This window comes from Clostridioides sp. LIBA-6822, from assembly GCF_056688955.1.
On the sequence record NZ_CP196995.1, the window covers coordinates 4,119,327 to 4,144,495 of the forward strand.

22 protein-coding genes are annotated in these 25,169 nt (G+C 28.7%); all 22 read right to left on the minus strand.

The window, feature by feature from the left end; all coding sequences use genetic code 11:
- Positions 1–70: 70 nt before the first annotated feature.
- Entirely contained in the window at positions 71–1,675 is a 1,605-nt protein-coding gene (rho, locus tag ACTG48_RS19570; RefSeq protein ID WP_044214027.1) for a transcription termination factor Rho, read from the minus strand.
- Positions 1,676–2,174: 499 nt separating this feature from the next.
- Positions 2,175–3,140 (minus strand): UTP--glucose-1-phosphate uridylyltransferase GalU, encoded by a 966-nt coding sequence (gene galU, locus ACTG48_RS19575; RefSeq protein ID WP_479917759.1) that lies wholly within the window; start codon positions 3,138–3,140, stop codon positions 2,175–2,177.
- A gap of 114 nt (positions 3,141–3,254) precedes the next feature.
- Positions 3,255–5,144 carry an oligoendopeptidase F gene (pepF, locus tag ACTG48_RS19580; protein WP_479917760.1) on the minus strand — a complete coding sequence of 630 codons (1,890 nt, stop codon included), beginning with the start codon at positions 5,142–5,144 and terminating at the stop codon, positions 3,255–3,257.
- A 350-nt stretch (positions 5,145–5,494) separates the two neighbouring features.
- Positions 5,495–7,867, minus strand: coding sequence for a stage II sporulation protein E (gene spoIIE, locus ACTG48_RS19585; protein WP_479917761.1), 2,373 nt, complete (start codon positions 7,865–7,867; stop codon positions 5,495–5,497).
- A gap of 89 nt (positions 7,868–7,956) precedes the next feature.
- Positions 7,957–8,877 carry a Ppx/GppA phosphatase family protein gene (locus ACTG48_RS19590; protein WP_479917762.1) on the minus strand — a complete coding sequence of 307 codons (921 nt, stop codon included), beginning with the start codon at positions 8,875–8,877 and terminating at the stop codon, positions 7,957–7,959.
- 112 nt (positions 8,878–8,989) lie between these two features.
- Positions 8,990–9,274 (minus strand): FtsB family cell division protein, encoded by a 285-nt coding sequence (locus tag ACTG48_RS19595; RefSeq protein ID WP_479917763.1) that lies wholly within the window; start codon positions 9,272–9,274, stop codon positions 8,990–8,992.
- Positions 9,275–9,279: 5 nt separating this feature from the next.
- Positions 9,280–9,813 carry a spore cortex biosynthesis protein YabQ gene (yabQ, locus tag ACTG48_RS19600; protein ID WP_021386407.1) on the minus strand — a complete coding sequence of 178 codons (534 nt, stop codon included), beginning with the start codon at positions 9,811–9,813 and terminating at the stop codon, positions 9,280–9,282.
- Positions 9,814–10,068, minus strand: a complete 255-nt coding sequence (locus tag ACTG48_RS19605; protein ID WP_003421411.1) for a YabP/YqfC family sporulation protein — start codon at positions 10,066–10,068, stop codon at positions 9,814–9,816. It lies immediately after the preceding gene.
- A 61-nt stretch (positions 10,069–10,129) separates the two neighbouring features.
- Positions 10,130–10,372: an RNA-binding S4 domain-containing protein gene (locus ACTG48_RS19610; RefSeq protein ID WP_021386414.1), complete on the minus strand. Its 243-nt coding sequence runs from the start codon at positions 10,370–10,372 to the stop codon at positions 10,130–10,132.
- 71 nt (positions 10,373–10,443) lie between these two features.
- Positions 10,444–10,722, minus strand: a complete 279-nt coding sequence (locus ACTG48_RS19615) for an HU family DNA-binding protein (protein ID WP_003421415.1) — start codon at positions 10,720–10,722, stop codon at positions 10,444–10,446.
- An 88-nt stretch (positions 10,723–10,810) separates the two neighbouring features.
- On the minus strand, positions 10,811–12,259 hold the full coding sequence (gene yabN, locus ACTG48_RS19620; protein ID WP_021386437.1) for a bifunctional methyltransferase/pyrophosphohydrolase YabN: 1,449 nt from the start codon (positions 12,257–12,259) through the stop codon (positions 10,811–10,813).
- Between the two features lie 106 nt (positions 12,260–12,365).
- Positions 12,366–13,979, minus strand: a complete 1,614-nt coding sequence (locus ACTG48_RS19625; RefSeq protein WP_479917764.1) for a putative polysaccharide biosynthesis protein — start codon at positions 13,977–13,979, stop codon at positions 12,366–12,368.
- Positions 13,980–14,098: 119 nt separating this feature from the next.
- Positions 14,099–14,638 (minus strand): stage V sporulation protein T, encoded by a 540-nt coding sequence (gene spoVT, locus ACTG48_RS19630; RefSeq protein WP_021386391.1) that lies wholly within the window; start codon positions 14,636–14,638, stop codon positions 14,099–14,101.
- 123 nt (positions 14,639–14,761) lie between these two features.
- On the minus strand, positions 14,762–15,757 hold the full coding sequence (locus tag ACTG48_RS19635; RefSeq protein WP_021386426.1) for a peptidylprolyl isomerase: 996 nt from the start codon (positions 15,755–15,757) through the stop codon (positions 14,762–14,764).
- A 30-nt stretch (positions 15,758–15,787) separates the two neighbouring features.
- On the minus strand, positions 15,788–19,174 hold the full coding sequence (gene mfd, locus ACTG48_RS19640) for a transcription-repair coupling factor (RefSeq protein ID WP_479917765.1): 3,387 nt from the start codon (positions 19,172–19,174) through the stop codon (positions 15,788–15,790).
- A 16-nt stretch (positions 19,175–19,190) separates the two neighbouring features.
- A complete protein-coding gene (gene pth, locus ACTG48_RS19645) occupies positions 19,191–19,751 on the minus strand; it encodes an aminoacyl-tRNA hydrolase (RefSeq protein WP_479917766.1) in 561 nt (186 codons plus the stop codon).
- Positions 19,752–19,764: 13 nt separating this feature from the next.
- Positions 19,765–20,415, minus strand: a complete 651-nt coding sequence (locus ACTG48_RS19650; protein ID WP_021386427.1) for a prepilin peptidase — start codon at positions 20,413–20,415, stop codon at positions 19,765–19,767.
- 103 nt (positions 20,416–20,518) lie between these two features.
- Complete coding sequence (locus ACTG48_RS19655) at positions 20,519–21,301, minus strand: prepilin peptidase (protein WP_479917767.1); 783 nt, start codon at positions 21,299–21,301, stop codon at positions 20,519–20,521.
- Entirely contained in the window at positions 21,282–22,364 is a 1,083-nt protein-coding gene (locus ACTG48_RS19660) for a type IV pilus twitching motility protein PilT (protein WP_021386438.1), read from the minus strand. The genes ACTG48_RS19655 and ACTG48_RS19660 overlap by 20 nt, the downstream gene beginning before the upstream one ends.
- 105 nt (positions 22,365–22,469) lie before the next feature.
- Positions 22,470–24,005 carry a hypothetical protein gene (locus ACTG48_RS19665; RefSeq protein ID WP_021386435.1) on the minus strand — a complete coding sequence of 512 codons (1,536 nt, stop codon included), beginning with the start codon at positions 24,003–24,005 and terminating at the stop codon, positions 22,470–22,472.
- A 20-nt stretch (positions 24,006–24,025) separates the two neighbouring features.
- Complete coding sequence (locus ACTG48_RS19670) at positions 24,026–24,553, minus strand: prepilin-type N-terminal cleavage/methylation domain-containing protein (RefSeq protein ID WP_021386398.1); 528 nt, start codon at positions 24,551–24,553, stop codon at positions 24,026–24,028.
- A gap of 36 nt (positions 24,554–24,589) precedes the next feature.
- Positions 24,590–25,156 carry a prepilin-type N-terminal cleavage/methylation domain-containing protein gene (locus ACTG48_RS19675; protein WP_044214030.1) on the minus strand — a complete coding sequence of 189 codons (567 nt, stop codon included), beginning with the start codon at positions 25,154–25,156 and terminating at the stop codon, positions 24,590–24,592.
- Between the last annotated feature and the right edge of the window lie 13 nt (positions 25,157–25,169).

The following is a 25,169-nucleotide window of genomic DNA, read 5'->3' on the forward strand; positions in this document are numbered from 1 at the left end:
CATTCAAGTGATTTTTCCATTACTTTATATAATCTATATTTACATTTATATTGCTGATATATTGCTGACTTTACAAATTCTTTATTGATTTTACAAACTCTTTATTGTCCTTAGTTCTTTTTATAAGTTCAATGACTTTATCTGTAATTTCCATTACTGAATTATTGCTCATTTCTCTTCTTAATCTCCAAAGAGCTGTCTTTTCTTCATCATCAAGCAATAAGTCATCTCTTCTTGTCCCAGATTTGTAAATATCTATTGCAGGGAATATTCTCTTTTCAGCTAACTTTCTATCTAGATGCAATTCCATATTTCCTGTACCTTTAAATTCCTCAAATATTACATCATCCATCCTAGAACCAGTTTCAACCAATGCTGTTCCTAGTATAGTTAAAGAGCCACCTTGTCTAATATTTCTGGCTGCTCCAAAGAACTTCTTAGGTCCATGAAGTGCACCAGGGTCAATACCACCAGACAAAGTTCTACCTGTAGGAGATATTGTAAGGTTATATGCTCTTGCTAGTCTAGTTATACTATCTAATAAGATTACTACATCTTTCCCATGCTCAACTAGTCTTTGAGCTCTATTTAACACCATCTCTGCAACTTTAACATGATGACTTGATACTTGGTCAAAAGTAGAATATATAACATCTCCTTCAATAGATTCTTTCATGTCAGTAACTTCCTCTGGTCTTTCATCTATAAGAAGTACTATAAGCTCAACATTTGGATGATTTTTAGCTATGCTATTTGCAACACTTTTTAAAAGAACTGTTTTCCCAGCCTTTGGAGGTGCTACTATTAATCCCCTTTGTCCTTTTCCTATAGGAGAAATTAAATCTATAATTCTTGTTGCTATTTCATTTCTATTAGTCTCCAGTGTAAGTCGTTCTTCTGGGAATATTGGTGTTAATGTCTCAAATGCGTTTCTTTGTATAGCTGTATCAGGATTTTCATCATTTATTTTTTGAACGTATAAAAGTGCTCTAAATTTCTCTCCGCTTTTTGGATGTCTAGTTATCCCTTTAATTTTATCTCCTGTTTTCATATTAAATCTTCTTATTTGAGATGGTGAGACATAAACATCTCCTTCAGTAGATAAATAATTTGAACCTCTTAAAAAACCAAATCCATCTGGCAAAATTTCAAGTACACCTACTACTTCATCTTCTTTTGATGTGTTAAATTCATCAACTATCTTAGATTCATCGACTTGTTTAGGCATATAATAGTTTTTATTATTATTTCTGACCATTCTATTAGATATATTTGATGCCTTATTACAATCATTTACATTCGTTGTCTTATTATAATCATTTCTTTGGTTTCTGTTTTCTTGGTTTTGGGAAATATTTTGAGTATCTATTTCTTTCTTGTTGTATGATTTGGTAGGGCTCTTATATTCAACTTCTTTTTCTATACTCTCACGCTCTATATTTTCTTTTCTATTTTTTATGTCTTCTTTAATATCTTCATTTTTTTCTTTAATCTCTTCGTTTACTTTTTCCTCATTTTTACTTTTAGAATTTATAATCTCAATTAACTCATTTTTCTTATATGTAGTAATTGATTTTATTTTTAATTCTTTAGCTATCTCTCTTAGTTCAACTAAGGTTTTACTACCTAATCCTTCTAATACTTTATCATCTAAAATCAAAAAAATCCTCCTCATCTATATATTCATTTATATACATACTTATTTTGGAAATTGAAGGCATGAAAAAGAAAAGTCTTATTTAAACAGTTAAGTCTAATAATATCACTATTTATACATTATGGTCAATAAATAAAATTTAAAACACTGTTATCCATTATATTATTGTATCTCAAGTCCAATCTTAGCACGTTTTTATAAATTTATCACTATATTTATATCTTATAATAATATTTTCCCTTAAAATATGCAACTATTATAAAAATTTTTTTTTACATTTATAAATTCTAAAAACCATACATAACTAAAATGTTGTAAATTTTTAACTACATTAAGTTATATATGGTTTTTATATTTATGTATATTCACTGTAGTTATTTATCCTATTACATAGTTGCAATCATACTTAAAACAGCTGTTATGCTTGTTAATACAAGAATTCCCACAATCCCAACAGCTATTATTCTATTAATTTTTTTCTGACTTGATTTTGCCACAATACATCACCTTTCACTAATTATTTTTGAATTTCAAGTTCTCTAGCATCGCACACTTCAGATGAGTCCAATTCTTCATCTGTGCTATTGTATAACACATTTTTATCTTTATCAAATTCCTCACAAACATGTTTTAAGTACTTGATAAAATCTTTCTTAAGGTCTTCTTTTTTTAGAGCAAAATCAACAGTAGCTTCTAAAAATCCTAGCTTATCACCAACGTCGTATCTCTTTCCTTCAAAGTTGTATGCATACATAGCTTCTTTCCTAGACAATATTTTTAAAGCATCTGTTAATTGCACCTCTCCACCTTTACCTGGTGGCAAATCTTTAAGAATATCAAATATTTCAGGAGTTATTATATATCTACCTAAGATAGCAATATTTGAAGGAGCTTTTCCTGGCTCCGGCTTTTCTACCATATCTTTTACCTTATAAACTCTACCTTCTATATTTTTTGCTTCTATTATACCATATTTATTAGTGTCTTCTAGATTCACTTTCTGAACACCTAATATTGTAGTTCTATACTCTTCATATGCATCTGTTAGCTGCTTTAGGCAAGGTACATCATTATCTACAATATCGTCACCTAACATTACTGCAAAAGGCTCATCACCTATAAAGTGTCTAGCACAATAAATTGCATCACCCAATCCTTTTGGCTCTTTCTGTCTTATATAATGTATATTAATCATGTTAGATATATTTTGGACTATCTCTAACAATTCCTTTTTGCCTTTTTTCTCTAAGTCAAGTTCCAATTCTACGGATTTATCAAAGTGGTCTTCAATAGACTTTTTATTTCTACCTGTTATTATTAGTATTTCCTCTATCCCTGAAGCCACAGCTTCTTCTATTATGTATTGTAGAGTTGGTTTATCAACTATTGGTAACATTTCTTTTGGTTGTGCCTTAGTAGCCGGCAAAAACCTAGTCCCTAAACCTGCTGCTGGTATTACGGCTTTTTTAACTTTAACTTGCATAGAATCATCTCCCACTAATTAATAAATAAAAAGCCCTATCTTGATAGGACTTTAAACTTTTAGTATATTTTATCATTAATTCGATATATTTACCATGTGGATTATAATAATCTTTTATAATAGCTTTTCAAGTTCTGCTACTAAGCTGTCAAATTTTTTGATTGTATTTTCTATAGGCTTTGTATTAGTTAAATTTATACCACTTGATTTTAATAAGTTTATTGGATAATCTGAGCTTCCCTTTTTAAGAAAATTTATATAGTTATCTGAACCATTTTTTAGTATGTCTTGGGCAAAACTTACTCCTGCACTACAACCTGTTGCATATTTATAGACATAGAAACTATTGTAAAAATGTGGGATTCTAGCCCATCCGACCTTAGATAATTGGTCTAATTCATAGCTTTGTCCATAATATTTTTTAAGAAGTTGTCCCCAAACATCATTTAATACTAACGCATTTACACTTTTTCCTTTTTCCACTAACTCATGTATAGTTTTTTCAAATTCAGCATACATCGTTTGTGTATAAAGAGTATCTTTTATTAAGTCTAAATATTGTGTTATATAATAAGCTTTTTCATCATTACCTTTAGCTTCTCTTATAAGCATCTCATAAAGTAATGCTTCATTAGTTGTAGATGCAACCTCATGAGTAAATATAGATGGATTTGAATTAAAATAGTTTTGACTCTTAGAACTTAAATATTCATATACAGCATGACCAAGTTCATGAGATAAAGTTGAAACTGAGCCTAACGAATTATTATAATTCAAAAGTATATATGGATGATTTTCATAAACAGATAAGCAATACCCACCACTTACTTTATTTTCATGTGAATAGACATCTATCCATTTTTCATTGAAAGCTTTATAGACTACATCATTATATTCTTTTCCTAAAGGTGATAATGCTGAATACACTATACTCTGTGCTTTTTCATAATTAATATTATTATCAACAGCTTTAACTATAGGTACAAACATATCATATGAATGAACCTTATCTAATTTTAAGACTTTTTTCCTTAAATCTATATATTTGTGTAGACTGTCCATGTTTCCATTTACAGTTCTTATTAAATTATTGTATACTTTTTCATCTACATTATCAGACTCCAAATACATTTCTAAAGAAGACTCATAACCTCTCTCTTGAGAATAGAAAATATTCTTTTTAACTTGACCAGTAATCAAACCTGCAATTGTATTTACATTATCGTTGTAGGTTATAAGTTCATCTTGATAAGCTTTTTTTCTATTTTCTCTGTCTGATGATTCTAATTCACTAGCATATTGAGCTGGTGTCAAATTAGTTTTTCTATCCATATTCCTAAATAATTCATAAACTTGACTTGGAAGACTACTTATTGAAGACACTTTACTTAGGATGTCTTCTGACTTATCATCCAAATAATGTACTTTATTTCTTCTTATATCTCTTAAATATGCACCATATTTCCTATTTATATTTTTATTTGAAATAATTTTCTTATAATCTTTGTTTGATAATTTTAATATCTCTAATTCTAAATCCGAACAAATCCCCATATAGTTGCCATAAGATTTACTCATAGTATCATTCATATCTAAATATTTATATGAATTTTTATTAGTATCTTGTTTTAATTTTACATAGGCAGAAAGTCTATTTAATCTTATATCAAGCTTTTCCTTGATATTTAAGGCAAAAGACAAATGTGTTGGTGATTTTGTTACTTTACCTATGTAATTTTTTAATTCTTTAGTATCTTTATCAAAACTCTTAAGTTCTTTTTTCCATTGGTCATCACTTTTAAACAAAGATTGTAAGTTCCAACATGTTTTTTCATAATCTATTTCTTGTTTTTTTTCAGCATCATCTTCAGTATCATTATTCATGACAGTAACTGCTCTATCATTATTCTTTTGATATCCTTGGTCAGCTTTTATACTTATTATTAACATGCAAAAAATAGAAATAAATAAAGGTATTATTGCTTTGCACAATTTTCTATTCATAAAAAGCCATCCTTTCAATAAATTTACTTAATAATAGGATGGCTTTTTTTAGATATATTATTCAATTATTCATACTATATAAATAAATATAGAATTAATAGTTATCCACATAATAATCAACATATTCACAGGCTTTGTTTACCTAGAAATTTAGTTATTTCAACATGAATCTCTCTTGATAATAGCTTTTGTTTTTTCTTTTTTTACATTTTATTAACATTTATGCCATACTTATCAACAAATTTTGTTGATTTATATGTTTTTTTTGTTAATAACTATACTTTTTTCAAAAGTCTATTAACATATTATACACAAGTTATCCACATATTATACACAGAATTTTATAAATTTTATTTTGTACATATCTTAGTAACTAAAACAGTCATATCATCTTCGATTTGTAACGCTTGTAACTCTAATGCTCTATCCAATATCAAGTTTGAAATTTCTTTTGGATTTGTAGTCTCTATATTCTTTAAGAAGTATATTAACCAATTATCTCCTAAATTGTTATTTCTTCCTGCATCTACAATTCCATCAGAAACCATTATAACATAGTCTCCTTCCTTAACTTTTACATTTTTTCTATCAATTTTTACATCTGATAATATACCCACAGGTAATGATGATGACGATATTAAGTCGACTTCTCCATCACCTCTTTTTATATAGGTAGAACACGCTCCCATCTTTATAGTCTCTAAAGAGCCTCGTTTCAAATCTAAAATTCCCAAATCTAGAGTTGAAAACATCTCTTCTGAAGACTTTAATAGCAACATATTATTTATAGTATCTATAACTATTTCGTCTTTAATTTTTGCATCTATCATTTTTTCTAATATATCAATGGTAGCAGAAGATTCTTCATATGCTTTTTTACCTTTTCCCATACCATCACTTATAGCCATCATATATTTACCATCATTTATCTCCATATATGTGTAATTGTCTCCACAAAGAATATGCCCATCCCTTGACATTGCTGAAACTTCTGTAACAGCCTTATATTTTTGGGACTTAACGAATGTTGCCTTACATTTACCTCCTAAACAATGGCACCCTATTTTTCTAACAGACATATTTTCACCTACTAGGTCTGAAATTATGTTCACAATTTTATCTTCACACATACATCCATCATGACAAGTTTTCTTTTCTATTGATATTTCGAATTCACTGTTACTCTTCGTTAAGTAACTTACTTTATCAACTGTTATGTCATATCTCTCTAATTGCTCATATATATTTTTTTCTTTTTCTATATCCAGCATTATATCGCCCTCTAAATCTTGAGATAACGATTTAATTGACTTTGAAATACTTCTTATCTGATTTGCTATTAATTTTCTACTTTCTGAAAACTTCACACTCCAATCATAATCTAATACAAACATTTTGTAATAGTGATTTGATATTTTCACTATTGACTCTGGTTTCATACATTCCTTTCTAAAGTTTTTAGGTATATCGTTTAAACTTAATTCTCCCTTCTCCTCAATTTTTTCAAGAATGTTATATATCATAGTGTATGTATGATTAAATCTTGATTCCCAGCACATTCTTCTCATACTACAACTTTTACATTCATCATTATGAATCATATCTATTACATTGGCTATATCTCTTTGGTCTAGTACCTTATCCTTTTCTCTTATCTTGTCAAATGTATCTGCAAGGTCATCATAAGTTTTATAAATACTATTCAATCTACTATTAGTTAAGTTCTTGCTTCTCATAATATAATCGTATACGATTTCATTTGAAGCTACATTACTTTTTATTAATTTTTCAATCTTATTAAACAACCTCTCTGGCAACACTAGGACTATTAAGCAACCTAATAGTATATCTCTTAATTGCATCATATTAGAAGGAATACCAGAAGTATATAGGTATATTATTGTCCAACTTAGAATATATCCTAATATACAGAAATATTTATTTATTTTATTAAATGCACCACTTATTAATCCTGAGAAAGAATATATTCCCATATAAATAGCTGATGTCATGTTATTTAAAATGGATGCTACCCCAATAATTACACCACTAGATGCTCCCATGGTAGCTCCTCCTACTATGGAGGTCAGTAATATCAATACTGTTGATAAAATGGTCCTTATTGATATTCCAAACAAGGATATATCACCTATCCCCATTATGCTAAAGGTCAGCAGTAAACTTATTGAGATAGCTTCTTCTGTCCGTACAGACATCCTATTGTTGACATTGGCCATTAAACCTATCCCATAAGAAAACACATATATAGATATAAACATTATTATTGCTTCTACACCTGCTATAAGAAGATTGTACGTATACCTATTTGAAAAGAAAGCTTGTCCCATGGAAATTGGAAGTAATATCATTGCACCTATAAATGCTACCTTAGCAATTGAATCTGATAATTTTAATTTCTTATTCATCGCCATAAATATTGTAAGGCACACAGCATATTTTGCTACATTTCCAAAATCATTAGATGATAACAATATTCCTAATAATGTTGATATGAATACAGGTATCTTGTACTTGTCAATCTTTGATGCACATATAAAAAAGGCAATTCCTAAAGGGGCTACAGAGTCTACTATAATAGACCTACTAAGTAAAAATCCCATTACGGCGAATGCCGCCGTAGTAAAATCAATATATCCGCTTATTAATTTTATGACATTTGGTTTTACAGTCTTATTCTCCACAACTGCTACACTTCTTTGCATAAAAAAACCTCCTCTTTTGTTTATATTAAGAATTGTAACAAAGAGGAGTAATTTTTTTTGTCATAATCGGTTTTAAAAATCAAAAAATATTAATACATTTTTTTTGACTTTTGACATATTAAGCCTTCCAAATTATCGTATTCACTTACGGTTATTTCTTCTATTTCTAATTTTTCCATTATTATATTCAATATTTTTACACCAGCAGTTATAATATCCGCACGTTTTTCTTGTAGCCCTTTTAAGTTCTTTTTATCACTTAATGTCATGTTTATTAATTTTTGTAGAATTTCTTCTATTTCTTTTTTGTGTATTTTACTATTATGTATTTTTTCCATAGAGTAAACCTCTAATTCTTGATTCATTGCTGATAATGATGTAATCGTACCACCTATGCCTATAAGAGTTTTTAATCCCCTTTCTTTTATATAATTTAAAGTTTCATCAATCTCGTTATATATAAATGAACTCATATTTTCAAACTCTTCATCTTCAATGATATCATGCTTTAAAAATCTCTCTGTCATTCTAAGAGCACCTACATTTTCACTTTTATTAAATTTAATTCCATCTGAGTCGCCTATAATAAATTCTGTTGAACCTCCACCAATATCTATAACAATAATATTATCATCACCTTGTATACCTTCTAAGACACCCTTAAATCCCAAATTCGATTCTTCTATTCCTGTAACTATATCAACATCTATTCCAGTTTCTTCTTTTGCAAGTTTAACAAAGTAATCTCCATTTTTGCTATCTCTAAGGGCAGATGTTCCCATACAATATACCTTCTCACACTTTTCATCATTACACTTATCAGAGAATTCTTTTAAGGCATCTATATTTCTTTGAATAGCATCTTCTTTTATATATCCTTTACTATCTACACCATGCCCAATTCTAGTTGTATTAACAAACTTTTTTCTGTTTATGAGATTTCCATCTCTATAATCTGCTATTAATAATCTCATTGAGTTTGTCCCAATGTCTATAGCTCCTACTTTCATTATGAAATACCTCCTCAATAAAAATAAAAAGCCATCCTTAAACTGAATGACTTTTTTATCAAATCTTAAATTTTAAAATCAATACATCTGTAAACTTATTAGCAAGCTTTAATCAACGATTTATATCAACATAAACAGTTTCATTAGGCTTTACCATATTTAATCTTTTTCTTGCTATTTCTTCTAAGTCTCCTTCATATGATTTTTCATCTTTCTTTAAGCTGTTTATTTGTATTTCAGTCTTTTTTAATTGTTTATTTAGACTTGCTATTTCTTTTTTATATTCCTTGGCTTTTGTGTACTCAAATACAAACCCTGTTATCATACTAAAAACTGATATTCCTAAAAATAAACTGATAACAACAATTTGTCCTGAAAATTTTTTTCTTAAGTTCATTTTCTCTACACCCTTTTTTTAGTTTTATTTTTTTTCTTCTTAGGTTTTGTTTTTTTCTTGCTCTTTGATTTTTTATTTGATTTTCTTTTTATACCCTTCTTTGTTGCTATAAATATGTTTGGTATATAAAATATAATATCAAATAGTAGGTGTAGTGAATAGATTATAACGTAATACAAATTATTTAAAAAACTGACTATGTAGTGTATAACTTTTTTTAAAAAATTCCTCACAAAACAGATTATTTTATTGATAATTGATAAAACAATTTTACTTATGGTGTTATAGTATAAAATAAAACCAATAAACAAAGCCACAAAATGGTAATATCTTAAATCAAAAAATTCCGTAAGGTTTATTGTTAGAAATATTATAGCCGTTGCTAGAAACCAAAACAACACATCAAAGATTATTGCGAAATAATTGATAAATTTAAAGTTTCCTCTTAGACCTCTATAAAAATCAAACAATACTCCTATAAGTATTCCACCATAAATAGTAGCATAAAAAATACTTACATCTTGAGTGAAAGGTATCATCTATCTAAATACCTTTTTCAAGAAACTCTCTTGTGGCTTTTTAGGCTTTGCATACACCATAGAATTTATAGTTCCATCTATGCTAATTATATTTTCGTCTATACTTAGCTTGCTCATATCTAGGTTCTCGCCTTCAATCACCATCTCGCCTACAGAAGTTTTAAGCTCAACTCTTTTGTCATTAAAAGAATATATGTGCTCGACTCCTGAAATAACCAGCTTTGATCTATCTTTCAAAGTTATGTTCTGTTCCATAATATCCCCCCAGTAAATATTTCACTAATACTACTATTAATATACTAGAGGACTATCAATTTTATTCTAAAATTTCATACATTTCTTTTGCATCATTTTTTAACACATGCTCTTTTACTTCATTTATCTTAAGCTTCATCTTTTTCTCTCCAAATTGTATTTCTAATGTGTCTCCAATATTCACTTCTGAAGAAGATTTAGCAACTTTTCCATTTATAGTGACAATTCCTTTATCACATGCCTCTTTAGCAACAGTTCTTCTCTTTATAATCCTAGATACTTTTAAAAACTTATCTAATCTCATAATTATCACCTTCCTTAGTTCTATAGAAAAAGTGTGGCAAATTTATCCACACTTTTTCACAAGATTTCTAATTATCCATTTATTATATCCTTTAATCCTTTTCCAGCTTTGAAAACTGGTGCTTTAGAAGCTGGTATATCTATAACTTGCTCTGGATCTCTTGGATTTCTTCCTTGTCTAGCAGCTCTTTCTCTTGTCTCAAATGTTCCAAATCCAACTAATTGAACTTTTTCATTATTTACTAGTGCATCTTGAACAGAACTCATAAATGCGTTTAATGCAGCCTCTGCTTCCTTCTTTGTTAATCCACTTTTTTCTGCCATCTTTGATACTAATTCAGCTTTATTCACGATATTTACCTCCTAAAAATGTTTATAATATAGACTTCTATCTTTGTGATAAAAGTTCTAGATTTTTGACAAATTTCCTTCCACAATTTTATTGTTTTTTAGCCTGATTCCAAAATTCATCCATCTCTTCAAGTGTCATGTCTTCTAATTTTTTATTTAAATTCATTGCACTTTTCTCTACAAACTCAAATCTATTTATGAATTTATCTGTAGTACAGTTCAAGGCTTCTCCTGAGTCTATGTCTAAAAATCTAGCTAGATTTACTACCGAAAATAATAAATCGCCTAGTTCTTCCTTTATGTATTTTATATTCCCGACCCTGTGTTCGTCAAGTAATTCCTGATATTCTTCTTCAATTTTTTTAAATACATCTTCTACATTGTCCCAATCAAAGCCAACAAGGGCTGCTTTATGTTGAACTTTACTAGCCTTCATAAGAGCTGGTAGATGTTTTGGTATCCTTCTAAGACCATCTGTTACAGTGCTTTCGCCCTTTTCTTCCTTCTTTAATTCTTCCCAAGTTTTTTCAAACTTAGACATATCTAGTTTTACACCACTAAATATATGAGGATGTCTATGAATTAATTTTTTACAGATTCCATTTACTACTTCTTTTAAATCAAAGTAGCCCTCCTCATTTCCTATCTGACAATGGAATATAACTTGTAAAAGAACATCTCCTAGTTCTTCTACCATTTCATCTATATCATTATTGTCAATTGCATTACAAAGCTCATATGCTTCCTCTATAACAGAATTTTTTAATGACTGATGCGTTTGTTTTTTATCCCATTCACATCCAGATGGACTTCTAAGTGTATTAACTATTATTTCTAAGTCATGTACTGTATTATACATCTTTTTAGAACTTTTGGGTATATATAAGCTAGTTAAATAGTCAAAAAAGTTTTCATTTCTGTCCAATTCGCACAGTTTTATAAACTTTTTACTTTCTAAATCTTTGACACCTGCTCCATTTACTATACATACTTCTTGATTATAGTCATAGTATTCCATAAGCTTTAACTTTACATTAGATGCTATAAATTTATCATATACTTGAGTTATTATCATACTAGTATCTAAGTCTATATATGAATTTTCTATTTCAAAAGCATCTATCAATTTAAAGCCTTCAGATGGGTCTATGCCCAAATAGTTAAACATAGCGTCTACAAAGCTCATAGAAGGCAATATTTCTACTGTTATGTGCTTTTCATTGGCTAGTCTTTCTATTATACTTACAGTCTTTTCTGCGACTCTTGGATGACCAGGAACAGCATATATTAAGTCACCCTTTGTAGCTTCTTCTATGATAAACTCAGATATTTTTAAATAGACATTTTCAAAATTTTCTTCATTTTCATAAAAATAGTCTAAAGAAGTGTATTGTATAGTTTCTTTAAGTTTATCAATTATTGGATGTTTCTCTGTTCTAAAAAAGACTCTAGGGCTATTTTTTAAAGATTCTAAAACACCTTGGCTTATAAGAGAATAATCTCCTGGTCCAAGACCTACAATACTTATCTTACCCATAACATCACTCCTATTAGCAAATTTCACTTTATTTTTGTATTATTATGCAAATAAGGAGCTTTACTATTTGTATAGTATTTCCTTTATTTACATATATATTCCTATATTATCTTATAAGTTTAACTTTTTTTAACAATTTATATAATTTATCACCTTTTGGCATAGTTAAAATCTCTTCTTTTTTAACTCCACCTATTCCAAGTATAACTACTACATATACAATTCCACCAATACATATTGCAATTATTGTAGATATGCTATTTCCTAAGAATCCAACTAAAGCACCGTAACTCAACTTAACCATTATAAACATTGTCATAACTGTTATAAATGGCTTTATTATAAATTCTTTTTTAGGGAAGTTTACATTCATGTGTTTTTTAACATATAATAAGTTAATCATAGCTGCTACAAAGTATGCTGTAACTGTCCCAAATGCAGAACCCAATACATTAATATCTGGTATCCCTGTCAAAGTATAACTTATCACAATCTTACATAACATACCAGCACATAGGGCAATTACAGGGATTATTGGTTTTCCCATTCCTTGAATTATACCAGTTAATGTTTGTATTAAACCTAAAAATAATACACATGGAGTAAGAGTAAACAAAATAGTTCCTACAGAAGATGGTTCATGTGGAAATAAAAGACCCATTATTGGTATTGCTAAAGAAGCCATACCAAACGCACAAGGTAACACTATAAGTAAAGTTACCTTAACTGCACTCTTAGTATCTTTTCTAGCTTTTGACTTATTTCCTAATGCATATGCTTTAGAAATTGCTGGCACTAAGCTCATACTCATTGCAGTTGTTATAACTGCTGGTAAATTTATTGTGGCCATTGCCATACCTGTTAACTGACCAAACATTGAATTTGCTACTTTGTATGTAAAGCCTGCTTCCATAAGTCTTCTTATCACGATAACATTATCTATCATATTTACAAGTGGCATTACTGATGCTCCTATTGTTATAGGGATAGCAACAATTAAAAGCTTTTTAAAAATATAAGAAACTCTCTCATCTTTAAATCTTTGACTTGCATCTATCTCTGCTCTACGCTCTTTTCTTCCTAGCATATAAGCAAACATCAAGTAAATCATAGATGCTACTGAACCTATTGTAGCTCCTGATATAGCACCAGCTGCTCCAAAAGTCTGACCTAGACTTTTCATAAGTAGGTAGGCCAAAGTAAGACCTAATACAACTCTAAAAAATTGCTCTGCAACTTGAGACACAGCAATCTTAGTCATATCTTGTCTCCCTTGAAAATATCCTCTATACGCAGACATTGCAGGGACAAATAATAATGCTGGAGCAATAGCTTTCATAGAGTATAATGCACCTGGATTTTTCATTATGTTTGTTACTATGTAGTCGGCACCAAAAAATAATATACAAAATGATATTATTCCGGTTATAAATAAAACTGTATGTGATACCTTAAATATCTTATTTGCACCTTTAAAATTTCCAATGGCAACTTTTTCCGAAACCAATTTTGCCACGGCCGTTGGGAATCCAGCAGTAGCTAATGTTAAAAATAGAGTATACACAGGATAAGCAGCCTGATAGTATCCCATTCCTTCTGAACCAATCATGTTCCCAAGAGGGATTCTAAAAAATCCTCCCATTATTTTTACGATTACACCTGCTAGCCCAAGTATAAGGGCTCCCTTTAAAAAGGAGTCTTTATTTTTGTTATTGTTCATAACATAACCTCCATACTGTTTATATAACAAACTTTAATATACCATATTTTTGATGCTATATTCAATATTTTACACAAAAACTTCAAAAGACCTTCATTTAAAAGGTCTTTATGATAAAATTATTGAACTTGTTTTCCTAAAAAGTTAGCAGCAATTTTCAAAGATTTTTCTTCATTTTCTGCAATTGTATCTTTATCTTTTGAAACTACTACAATTGAACCTATACAGTCACCAGATGCACTAATTATAGGCATAATAACTTGACTAGTATATTCTTTTTGGTCTTCTTTAAATAAAGGTAAAAGGTTTTTATCTTTTGAATATTTTACTGTCCTTTCACTTATTATTGCTTCTAGCTCATCACTTATACTTTTTTCTTTATAATCTTTTTTAGGAAGTTTAGATACAGCTATTATAGAATCTAAGTCTGTTATCAATACACCATATCCTAGCACTTCAGCTAATGTTTCAGCATATTCTTGAGAGAATTCATTTAATTCTCCTATTGGAGAGTATTTTTTAAGTATGACTTCTCCATCTTTTGCTGTGAATATCTCTAAAGGGTCTCCTTCTCTAATTCTTAATGTCTTTCTTATCTCTTTTGGTATAACTACCCTTCCAAGATCATCTATTCTTCTAACTATACCTGTTGCTTTCATATTTTTTAATCCCTCCATAAATTACTTTAAGTTTATTTTTACCATTGTTAAGAAAAATATACAAAAAAAGCTATATCTTATCTAGATATAGCTTTTTTAAGCATATTACTCTTTTTTTAGTTTTTAGATTGTGATTTTATTTATTACTTTTTCATCTTTTTCCACTTTAGCTTCTTTAGTTAATTTTTCTATTTGCTCTTGATACTTATTTTTTAACAATTGGTCTTTTATAGTTTCTTTTGCATCTTCAAATGATGTTTGCTCATTTACTTTGTCTGTTACTTTAATTATATGATATCCATATTGAGTTTCAACTAAATTAGATACTTCACCCTTTTTCATAGAAAAAGCAGCTTCTTCAAACTCAGCAACCATTTGTCCTCTTGAGAAGAAACCTAATTTACCACCATCACTTGCTGTAGAGTCTTGTGAATATTTTTTTGCTACTTTTGCAAAATCTTCACCTGATTTAACTTCTTTAAGAGCTTCTTCAGCCTTTTTCTTAGCTTCTGCTTTTTTCTCATCTGAAAGTGGCTTGTTATTCTCATCTACTGTTTTTAATAAAATATGAGAAGCTTCTACCTCATCTTTTTTAAATTCATCTTTGTGCTCATCATAGTATTTTTTCATTTCTTCATCTGATATTTTAGTCTTTTTAGCGAAACTACTTTGATAGTTTTGCATAGCTAAATCTTTCTCTTGTTGGTCTTTTAAAAATGCATCATCTATTCCTAACTTTTTAAGCTGTTCTTTATATTTTTCGTCCTTACTCATAGCATCTTTTAAATCTTTAAGACTTTTTTCAACATCTTCTTTCTTAGGAAGTAAGTTATCTTTTTTAGCTTGAGAATATATTACTTCTGTAGTTATAAGTTGGTCAAGAATTAAATCCTTAAACTTGTCCTTATACTTTACACCTTTTTCAACTTCCTTATCCCATATATCTTTTCCATAAGTTTGTTCCATAGAATCTTTATAAAGAGCTATAGTTTTTTTAAATTCATCTGATGATATCTTTGCTCCTTCAACTGTCGCTACAGTTTCTTCTTTACTAGAACTACAGGCAGTCATAGATACTACCAAAATCATAGCTATTGCCAATGTTATTACTTTTTTCAAATTTAAAACATCCCTTCTTAAATTTACAAGTTATTTCACCTTGCACATTTTTTCTAATAATTCTTCTAATTCTGTAACTATATTATAACCTATTTTCTGTTTAGTTCTATACTTTGTTATTGGAACTAATAATATTTCATCTTTTAATTGTCTTATTTTTTCTATTTTCAATACCTTACACAATGATTTTATATAAGCTATTGTAAGTAGTGTCTGAACTGGTTTAGGTATATCAGAGAATCTGTCCTCAAGTTCTTCTTGTATCTCCAACATATCTTCTTTATTTTCAATAGAAGCTATTTTTTTGTACATTTCAATCTTAATCAATTCATCTTTTATATAATTATCTGGAATGTATGCATTTACACTTAAATCTATTTCAACATCAATTTCTTCCACAATAGGCTCACCTTTAACCTTTTTAATTGCATCATTAAGCATTTTAACATACAAATCATAACCTATGACTGCCATATGACCATGTTGCTGAGAGCCTAAAATATTTCCAGCACCTCTTATTTCAAGGTCTCTCATTGCTATTTTAAAACCTGAGCCAAACTCTGTAAATTCCCTAATAGCTTTTAATCTCTTCTCTGCTATCTCACTCAGAGTTTTGTCTTTTTCATATAAAAGATACGCATATCCTTGTCTGGAGCTTCTTCCAACTCTACCTCTCAATTGGTAAAGTTGAGCTAATCCCATTTTATCTGCATCATATATAATCATTGTATTTGCATTGGATATGTCCATACCCGTTTCGATTATTGTAGTACAAACTAGTACATCATATTCTTTATTTAAAAATCCTAGGATTATATTTTCTAATGATTTAGAAGTCATTCTTCCATGTGCAACAGCTACTCTAGCATCTGGTACGAGCTTTTGAATCATACTTGCCATTTCTTCAATATGCTCAACTCTATTGTATACGAAAAATACCTGTCCACCTCTACTTAATTCTCTCTCTATTTCATCTTGAATTACGCTTTCCTTACTCTCTGTAACATATGTTATTACAGGGTGTCTTTCTTGTGGAGGTTCTTCTATAACACTCATGTCTCTTATTCCACTTAAAGACATATGTAAGGTTCTTGGTATAGGAGTTGCTGAAAGTGTAAGTACATCTACTGTAGATTTAATTTTCTTTAAAGCTTCCTTATGTTTTACCCCAAATCTTTGTTCCTCATCAATAACTACAAGACCTAAATTTGGTAAATTTATATCTTTGGATATTATTCTATGTGTTCCAATCAAAATATCTACTAATCCTTTTTTTGCATCTTCAATAATTTGTTTTTGTTGTTTTGGCGTTTTAAATCTGCTTAAAACTTCCACTCTCAAAGGATAATTTTCAAATCTCTCTTTAAATGTATTATAGTGTTGTTGAGCTAGTATGGTTGTTGGAACTAGTACAGCAACTTGTTTTTGGTCCATACAAGCTTTAAAAATACTTCTAATCGCCACTTCTGTTTTTCCATAACCAACGTCTCCACATACAAGTCTGTCCATTACCTTACTTGATTCCATATCTTTTTTAGTTTCTTCTATTGCCTTTAATTGGTCTTCTGTCTCTTGATATGGAAATAATGACTCAAACTCTGCCTGCCAAGGTGTATCTTTTGAAAACTTATATCCTTGTATTTTTTCACGTTTTGCATAAAGTTCAATTAAGTCCTTTGTCATGTCCTCAATTTCTTTTTTGACTTTTGCTTTTGCCTTTGTCCATTCATTGGTTCCAAGCTTATTTAACTTAACTTTTTCTACCTCTGCACCAATATATTTCTGTACTTTATCCATCTGGTCTATTGGCACATATAGATTATCTCCACCTTGATAAACTATTTTCATATAATCTTTTTTAATAGCATTGACTGTAATCTGTTCAATCCCTGTGTATCTACCTACACCACTATTTTCATGTACTACATAATCACCAACACTTAAATCTAAAAATGATTCTATCTTTTTCCCTTTTTTAGCTTTTTTATTGCTAGCTTTAGATGCTCTTTTATAAACACCTATCATTTCATTATCTGTTATAACAACAAACTTTATTGATTTATACTGGAAACCACTGTTTATATGTGCAGGTACGATTACAATTTGAGAAGATTTAATTTCAATATCTCTATCTTTAGAAACAGTTGTTTCTAAGCCTTTATCCAATAAATCTTTTCTTAATTTAGTTGCTCTTTCCAATGTATTTGTTGCTAAAATTATTTTGTATCCATTATATTTCAGTCGATTTAATTCTTCTATAAGCAAATCTACTTTTCCATTGAATGTAGGAACTTCTCTACTTTCAAAGTTGATTATAGATTTTATAGAAAAATTATTTATAGACTTTGGCAATAGTGAGTTTAAAACTACAGACTTGTCTTTTACTAGATATTCTAAGTCTGCATAATGATATAATAATTTTCCTTGGTTTTTAATAGCCAAGCCTCTTTCAAGATTCAGTTTGTAATTTTCTCTAAACTCATTTATATAATTTTCGCATCTTTCTTTAAGCCTTGTTATATCATTGATAAATACTATTGCATCATCTGCTAGATAGGTAAATATACTTTTGTTTTCTTCTGGATAAATATAGTCTATATAGTTTTCTACACCTTCAAAATAAGTCTTGCTTGATATATAGTCTATATTTTGAAATGTACCTTCATCAGTAATCTTAGTTGTTTCTTTTTTTAGTTTAACTAATGCATCTGTAGTTTTCTCTGGATAAATAAATTCTCTAGATGGCGTTATAGAAAATTGTTGTAATTTATCAATTGATTTTTGCGAATATACGTCAAAAGTTCGTATGGAATCTATCTCATCATCAAATAATTCCATACGAATTGGATTTGTATATTCAAGTGAAAACACGTCAATAATTCCACCTCTTATACTAAACTGACCAAACCCCTCTATTTTTGAAACTCTTTCATATCCTAATGAAACTAGTTTCTCAGTTAGTTTTTCTAAATCTAAACTGTCTCCCACCTTATAATGAGATACACTATCAAGTAAAACTTGTTTTGGTATGTATTTTCTTAAAACCGCTTCAATAGAAGTTACTAAAATTATTTTTTCCCTATTTGCTAGTTTTAACAATACCTTTAATTTCTTTGCCTCTTCGTTTCTGTCCTTTGCATCTAAGTGATAAAAATAAATATCTTGAAATCCTAAATATTCAACTTTATCTTCAATATAAAAACTTAAATCTTCATATACTTTCTTGGCTTCTAAATCACTACTAGTTATAAAAATCATTTGTCGTGACAAATCATTAAACATAGAATAAGATATATGAGGTTTTTGTACTGGCAAAAGTCCATTAACCAATAATGAGCCTTTTGTATTTTTTATACAGTTTATTATATCTTTATACTCTTTTGAATTTTGCAAAGGATATAAAAAAACATCATTCATTTAAATCTCCCTCTCACTATCCATTGTATTTGTTCATAGACATATCTATGTTTTCTCTTATTATAGAGTCAATAGCACATGCCGCTTTTTCTAATGCTTCATTTATATTATCAGATTCTTCTTTTCTAAATCTAGAAAGTACAAAATCAGCTAAATCTTGCCCAATTGCTGGCTTAGATACACCTACTCTTACTCTTGGAAAATCATTTGAACCTAGGCATTTTGTTATAGACTTCATACCATTATGCGTTCCTCCACTACCCTTTTTTCTTATACGTATCTTTCCAACCTCTAAATCTATATCATCATATACTACTACTATATTACTTAAATCAACCTTGTAATATTTATATATATCTATTAATGTTTCCCCACTTAAATTCATATAAGTTTGTGGTTTTACTAATAATACTTTTTCAGTACCTGCTCTACCTTCTCCAATTAAAGCCTTATGCTTTATTTTAGTAACACTAATGTTGTATTCTTTTGCAAGAATATCTATGACATCAAATCCAACGTTATGTCTAGTCTTCTCATACTTCTTTCCTGGATTACCTAACCCTACTACTACGTACATTTCTTACCTCCTGTTATATAAATTTGTATAACAAACTATAATAAAAATCAAATATATTATACTCTGTAAATATTATTATAATTGTCGATAGGGAAATAAAAGGTGTAAAAGGAATTTGCTTTTTTACATTTATACCTTTAAATATTTTAGTTATGTATAAAACAATAAAAAACAAAAACGCTAAAATAAATGATAAAACTATCACATAAAATACATAATTATTTCCCAATGCAAAGCAACATAAGCTATAGAGACCTACATCTCCATAGCCTAATCCTTTTGTTAATTTAGCAATAATATAAGGTATAATAAAGCCTATCGCTAGTCCAATTATATGATTTATATAGTCAAATTGCACAATATTACAAAAGACCAAAAAAATTATACCTTGAACTATTATACCACTAACTATTGTTATATCATATACATATATTGTGTAGTAATCTATAATGGATATAATTATTAGAAATGGAATTAATACCATATATTGTACACATTCTACACTAATTCCAAATTTTATATATATTAATAAAGATAAAACTACAGTTATTATGTAAATAAAAAACATATTATATAGATTTTTCTTTGCTCTATCACAAAAAATACATAGAGATTTATTTATCAAATGTGCAAAAAATAAGGAAATTATTATTATATACTCCATAGCCTATAGCACTTTAGTAATAGGGTTAATAATAATATTGTCCTTATCGAATACTTTAATTCACTTTTATAAAAATTAAAACTTGATTAAATTTAACTATTATCTACATAATCATAGAAAAATAAAGTTCAAGTAATTGTTTACCACATAAGATTGTTATTAATGCTCCAATTGATATAAATGGACCATAAGGTATAACAGAATTGTATTCCTTTTTCTTTATCTTACTTAAGATTATCACACAAATTCCATATACTGCTCCCACATAAACACTTAATAGAGCAGTCAAAAGTCCATTTTTAACACCCATATAAAGACCTATCATTGCAAATAGTTTAATGTCTCCTCCACCCATACACTCTTTTTTTACTATAAATTCAATCAAAATCACAATAAGCCAAACGCTTCCTCCACAAATAAAAACTCCTATAATTGAACTTTTAATTGGTATTTCTTTAAAAAGGAGATTAAAAATTATAGCGAATATAGCTCCAAAAATCAGTATTTTATCTGGGATTATAAAGTGGTCAATATCTATAAATGTTATTATAATCAGCAAAGATACAAGAACGAAATAATAAATAGTTGTTGTAGATATTCCATATATCATGAATACTGTTAAAAATAAAATTCCTGTAATTAATTCTACTATAGCATATCTACTAGAAATTTTCTCACAACAATATCTACATTTTCTACCACTAATTAAATAGCTTAGTACTGGTATTAAGTCTATAGGTTTTAGTCTAGTGTTGCAACTCATACAATGTGATGGAGGTCTAGAAATAGAAATTCCCTCTGGAATCCTAAAAATACAAACATTAAAGAAACTTCCAAATACTAGACCCACTATAAATACATATAAATTAACGATTATAATGTCCATTATAATTTACTCCACCTATCATTCTTGTCAGAAATTCTTGGTCAGTACATCTACTAAGTGCCATATCTTTTGTAATTTTTCCGTTTTTATAAAGTTCCATTAAATCTTGGTCCATAGTCTTCATACCTGCTTTGACGCCAGTTTGTATCATGTTTGGAATTTGATATGTTTTACCTTCTCTTATTAAGTTTTTTATTGCTGGAGTAGCAAACATCAATTCAATTGCAGCTATTCTACCTTTTCCATCTGCTGTAGGAAGTAATTGCTGTGATACTACCCCTTCACAAACTGTAGATAGTTGAGTTTTTATTTGTTGCTGTTGAGATGGTTGGAACATATCCACTATTCTATCGATTGTCTTAGCTGCTCCAACTGTATGTAGTGTTGAAAATACTAAATGACCTGTTTCAGCTGCTGTTAATGCTATTGATACAGTTTCAGGGTCTCTCATCTCTCCTATTAGTATTACATCTGGGTCTTGACGCAAGATAGCTCTAAGAGCTGAGTGAAAACTTTCAGTATCAGTTCCTACTTCTCTTTGATTTACTAAGCTTTGTTTATGGCGATGTACATATTCTATTGGGTCTTCAAGTGTAATTATATGTTTTTGTTGTGTTTCATTTATTATATTTATCATACTTGCAAGTGTTGTACTTTTACCACTTCCTGTTGGACCTGTAACTAAAACTAGTCCTTTATGTCTGTCAGTAAATGATTTTATATTTTCTGGAAGACCTAATTTCTCAAAAGTTGGTATCTCCGCTGTTATAGTTCTTATTGCTATTGCGTAATTTCCTTTTTGTCTATATGAGTTTACCCTAAATCTCTCACCTGTTTTTAGAGAAGCTGAAAAATCAGCTTCTCCATGTTCTTCTATTACTTTAAACATAGATTCCCCTGCTATGTCTTTTGCCATTTGCATTGTTATTTCTGGTGTAAGTATCTGTTCACTTAGTTTTACAAATCCACCTTTTACTCTAGCTACAGGATTTGTTCCAACTGTTATGTGTATGTCTGATGCATTTAGTCTTATACCTTGCTCCAATAAATCATAAATATACATAATATTTAATCTCCATATCTTCCATTAGTTTACTTATTTTTTTAGCAATAAATATATAAAGTTATTTTATTACTTGTTTGTTTATACTAAGTTATATTTTTATGTTTAGTTTACTTTTTTGTATGAACTTATGTCATGACTAATTGAAATTTTATCTTTTATGTCATAATTATCTAATATATTTGAATCTACATTTATATTAAATTTAACTTTAGCTTCAACTTCATATTTTGAATTTGAGTTTTCTTCAACGCCTAATCCAAGAATATTTTTTTGCCCATCTTTAACTTCTACCTCTTTTATTCCATTTTTATCACCAGTTACTATTAAACTTAACTCTGCACCTGAGCCATTTTCTTTTAATTCTGGCCAGTTTTCCTTTGTCATGTCATAGTCAGCTTTATAAAAAGGTATTTTTATAGTGGCATCTTCTGTTTTATCAACTTCTTGAGGTTTTAATTCTTTCAGTCTACATTTTATCTCTGCTAAAAGCTCATTCTGTATATAGTCAAAAGTTGTTATCAAGGCCATATTATCATATTCTACTGGTATCTTCTCATAAGACAAACTTTTTAATTGATTGCATTGCTCTGATATCTCATATAGTAAATCTTTATATTCCAGAAAATTTTCTGCTGTATTTTTATTTCCATTAGAGATATTATCACTTAATTTTTCAAATTTTTTTACATTATTTCTCAAGTGAACTCTCAAAGCATTAAACCCTTCATTTTGATTTGGTAAAACCCTTAACATATCTTCTAATGTCTCCCATTTACTATTCCAATATCTATTCCCATTTATTATAGGATTTTGTATTAAGTCATGATACTGTTGATAATTTGGAATTCCATCAGATACTTCTACTTTTTGCTCATCAATATGAAATGTATGTCTGTACTCAATCATATTTTGCATTGCCAAGGAAATATTATCTAAAGCTTTATAAGTGTACGAAAAGGTCGCATTTAAATGTTCATTTTCAACTTTATTTCCTTCTAAAAACATTTTTAAAAGAATATCATTATTTACTAACTTTGTCTGAAGTAATGTAGTTGAATCTATATCTCCAACCAAAATACTTTCATTTATTTTACTGATATCTCCAGAAGTATAAGTCTTACAAATTTTTAATGTAGAATCTCTATGTGAAAGAATAGTTTCAGCTATATCTTCAATATCCCTATCATCAAATATATTTAAACCCTGTAATTTTTTTAACTCTATACTAGCTTTTTCTAAATCTGGAGCAGCCTTATTTAAATAGAACTTTATATTATTCATATACCCAAGTCTCTCCACTGGAAGATTTTCCTCATCTTGATTATTAACATCTGTATCTGATATATTCCTTAATGTTGACCTAGATATAGATTTTTCTTTATTTTCATTTTTAAACTCATTATCTATTTTTTCAAGCTCATCATATAATTTTGTATATGCTTTATCAACACTATTTTCCACACATGTTTCTGCCAAATACTTTGCTTGTATACCCTCATTAGTAGTCTTTGTAGATTTTATTCTATTAGCTATCTGATTTGAAAACGTCAACCCAACAATAGAAAGCAATGCTACTACAACCAAAACTAAAACTAAAGCTGCCCCTCTTTCACTTTTAGATTTATTCCACTTCCTCAAAATCTCACCCCCAAGTAAAATTATTTATCTTTAAATACTTCAGTTACAATTTTAACTTCTTTTTTACTTGAATAATCACTCATACTTTTCCCAGTTGCAGTTATTTTATATATTTGACCATTTTTATCTTCTACAGTAATCTTTATCTTATTTACAATACTTTCCTTGTCAATTAAATCTCCATCTTTATTTTCTATTGTTGTAATCTTTTCATACGGAGTATCATATAAACTCACATCATCCTTACTAAGTACTTTATCATACACAACTTTTTTTGACTTATCTATGAGTTTTTCATACACGGCAGTTCCGTCTTCTCGTTTTTCTAAACTATCAAAATCAAATTCTCCACTCTTTATTTTTCCTCTCAGATTTTCTATTTCACTTTGAACATAGTTTAAGGAACTTATATCTGTATCATTTTTAGTGTTAGCTTTGTTGTTAGTATTGATAATATTAAAAAATGCAAATAGTATAATTCCCATAATAGCCATAGCTACTAATACTTCCATTAAAGAAAATCCTTTTTCATTACTCTTTTTACGCATATTTTATCAACCTACTTATTTTTAAATAAATTCTTATTACCCAATTCTAGACATAACATCAAATGTATAAGTCTTATTATTTAAATCACTATCTTTCTGACTTTCTTGTGTTGATTCATTATAGTATATACTTACAGTATAAATAGATTTATCAGCTTGCTTCTCTATTTTAAATGGTGTTTCCTTCATTTCTTTATTATTTTGAACTAGTGGTTGATTAGATATTATTTCTTCTCTAACCGCATTTTCGGCATCAGGAGTATCTTTTTGAATTCTCGTTACAGAATATACTCCTGTATTATTTTTAGTTTCTATAGAAACTTCATACCTTACGATATTATCTGGTGTCTCTATATTATATTCATAATTACTACCTGAACTAGCTTTTCTTACCTCTTTGCAGTTTTCTAAATCCCTATTTAGATATTTATTAATCAAATTAACATTTACTTGAGCATCTGTAATGATTTGTTGTTTCTTTACTGCTGATGTTATACCATTAAACACTTTATAAGAAATACTTAAAACTACAGTTAATATAAATACTGCTACTATTATTTCTAATAAGGTAAGACCCTTTTCATTATTTTTGTACAAGTTCATCACCTATCTTTAA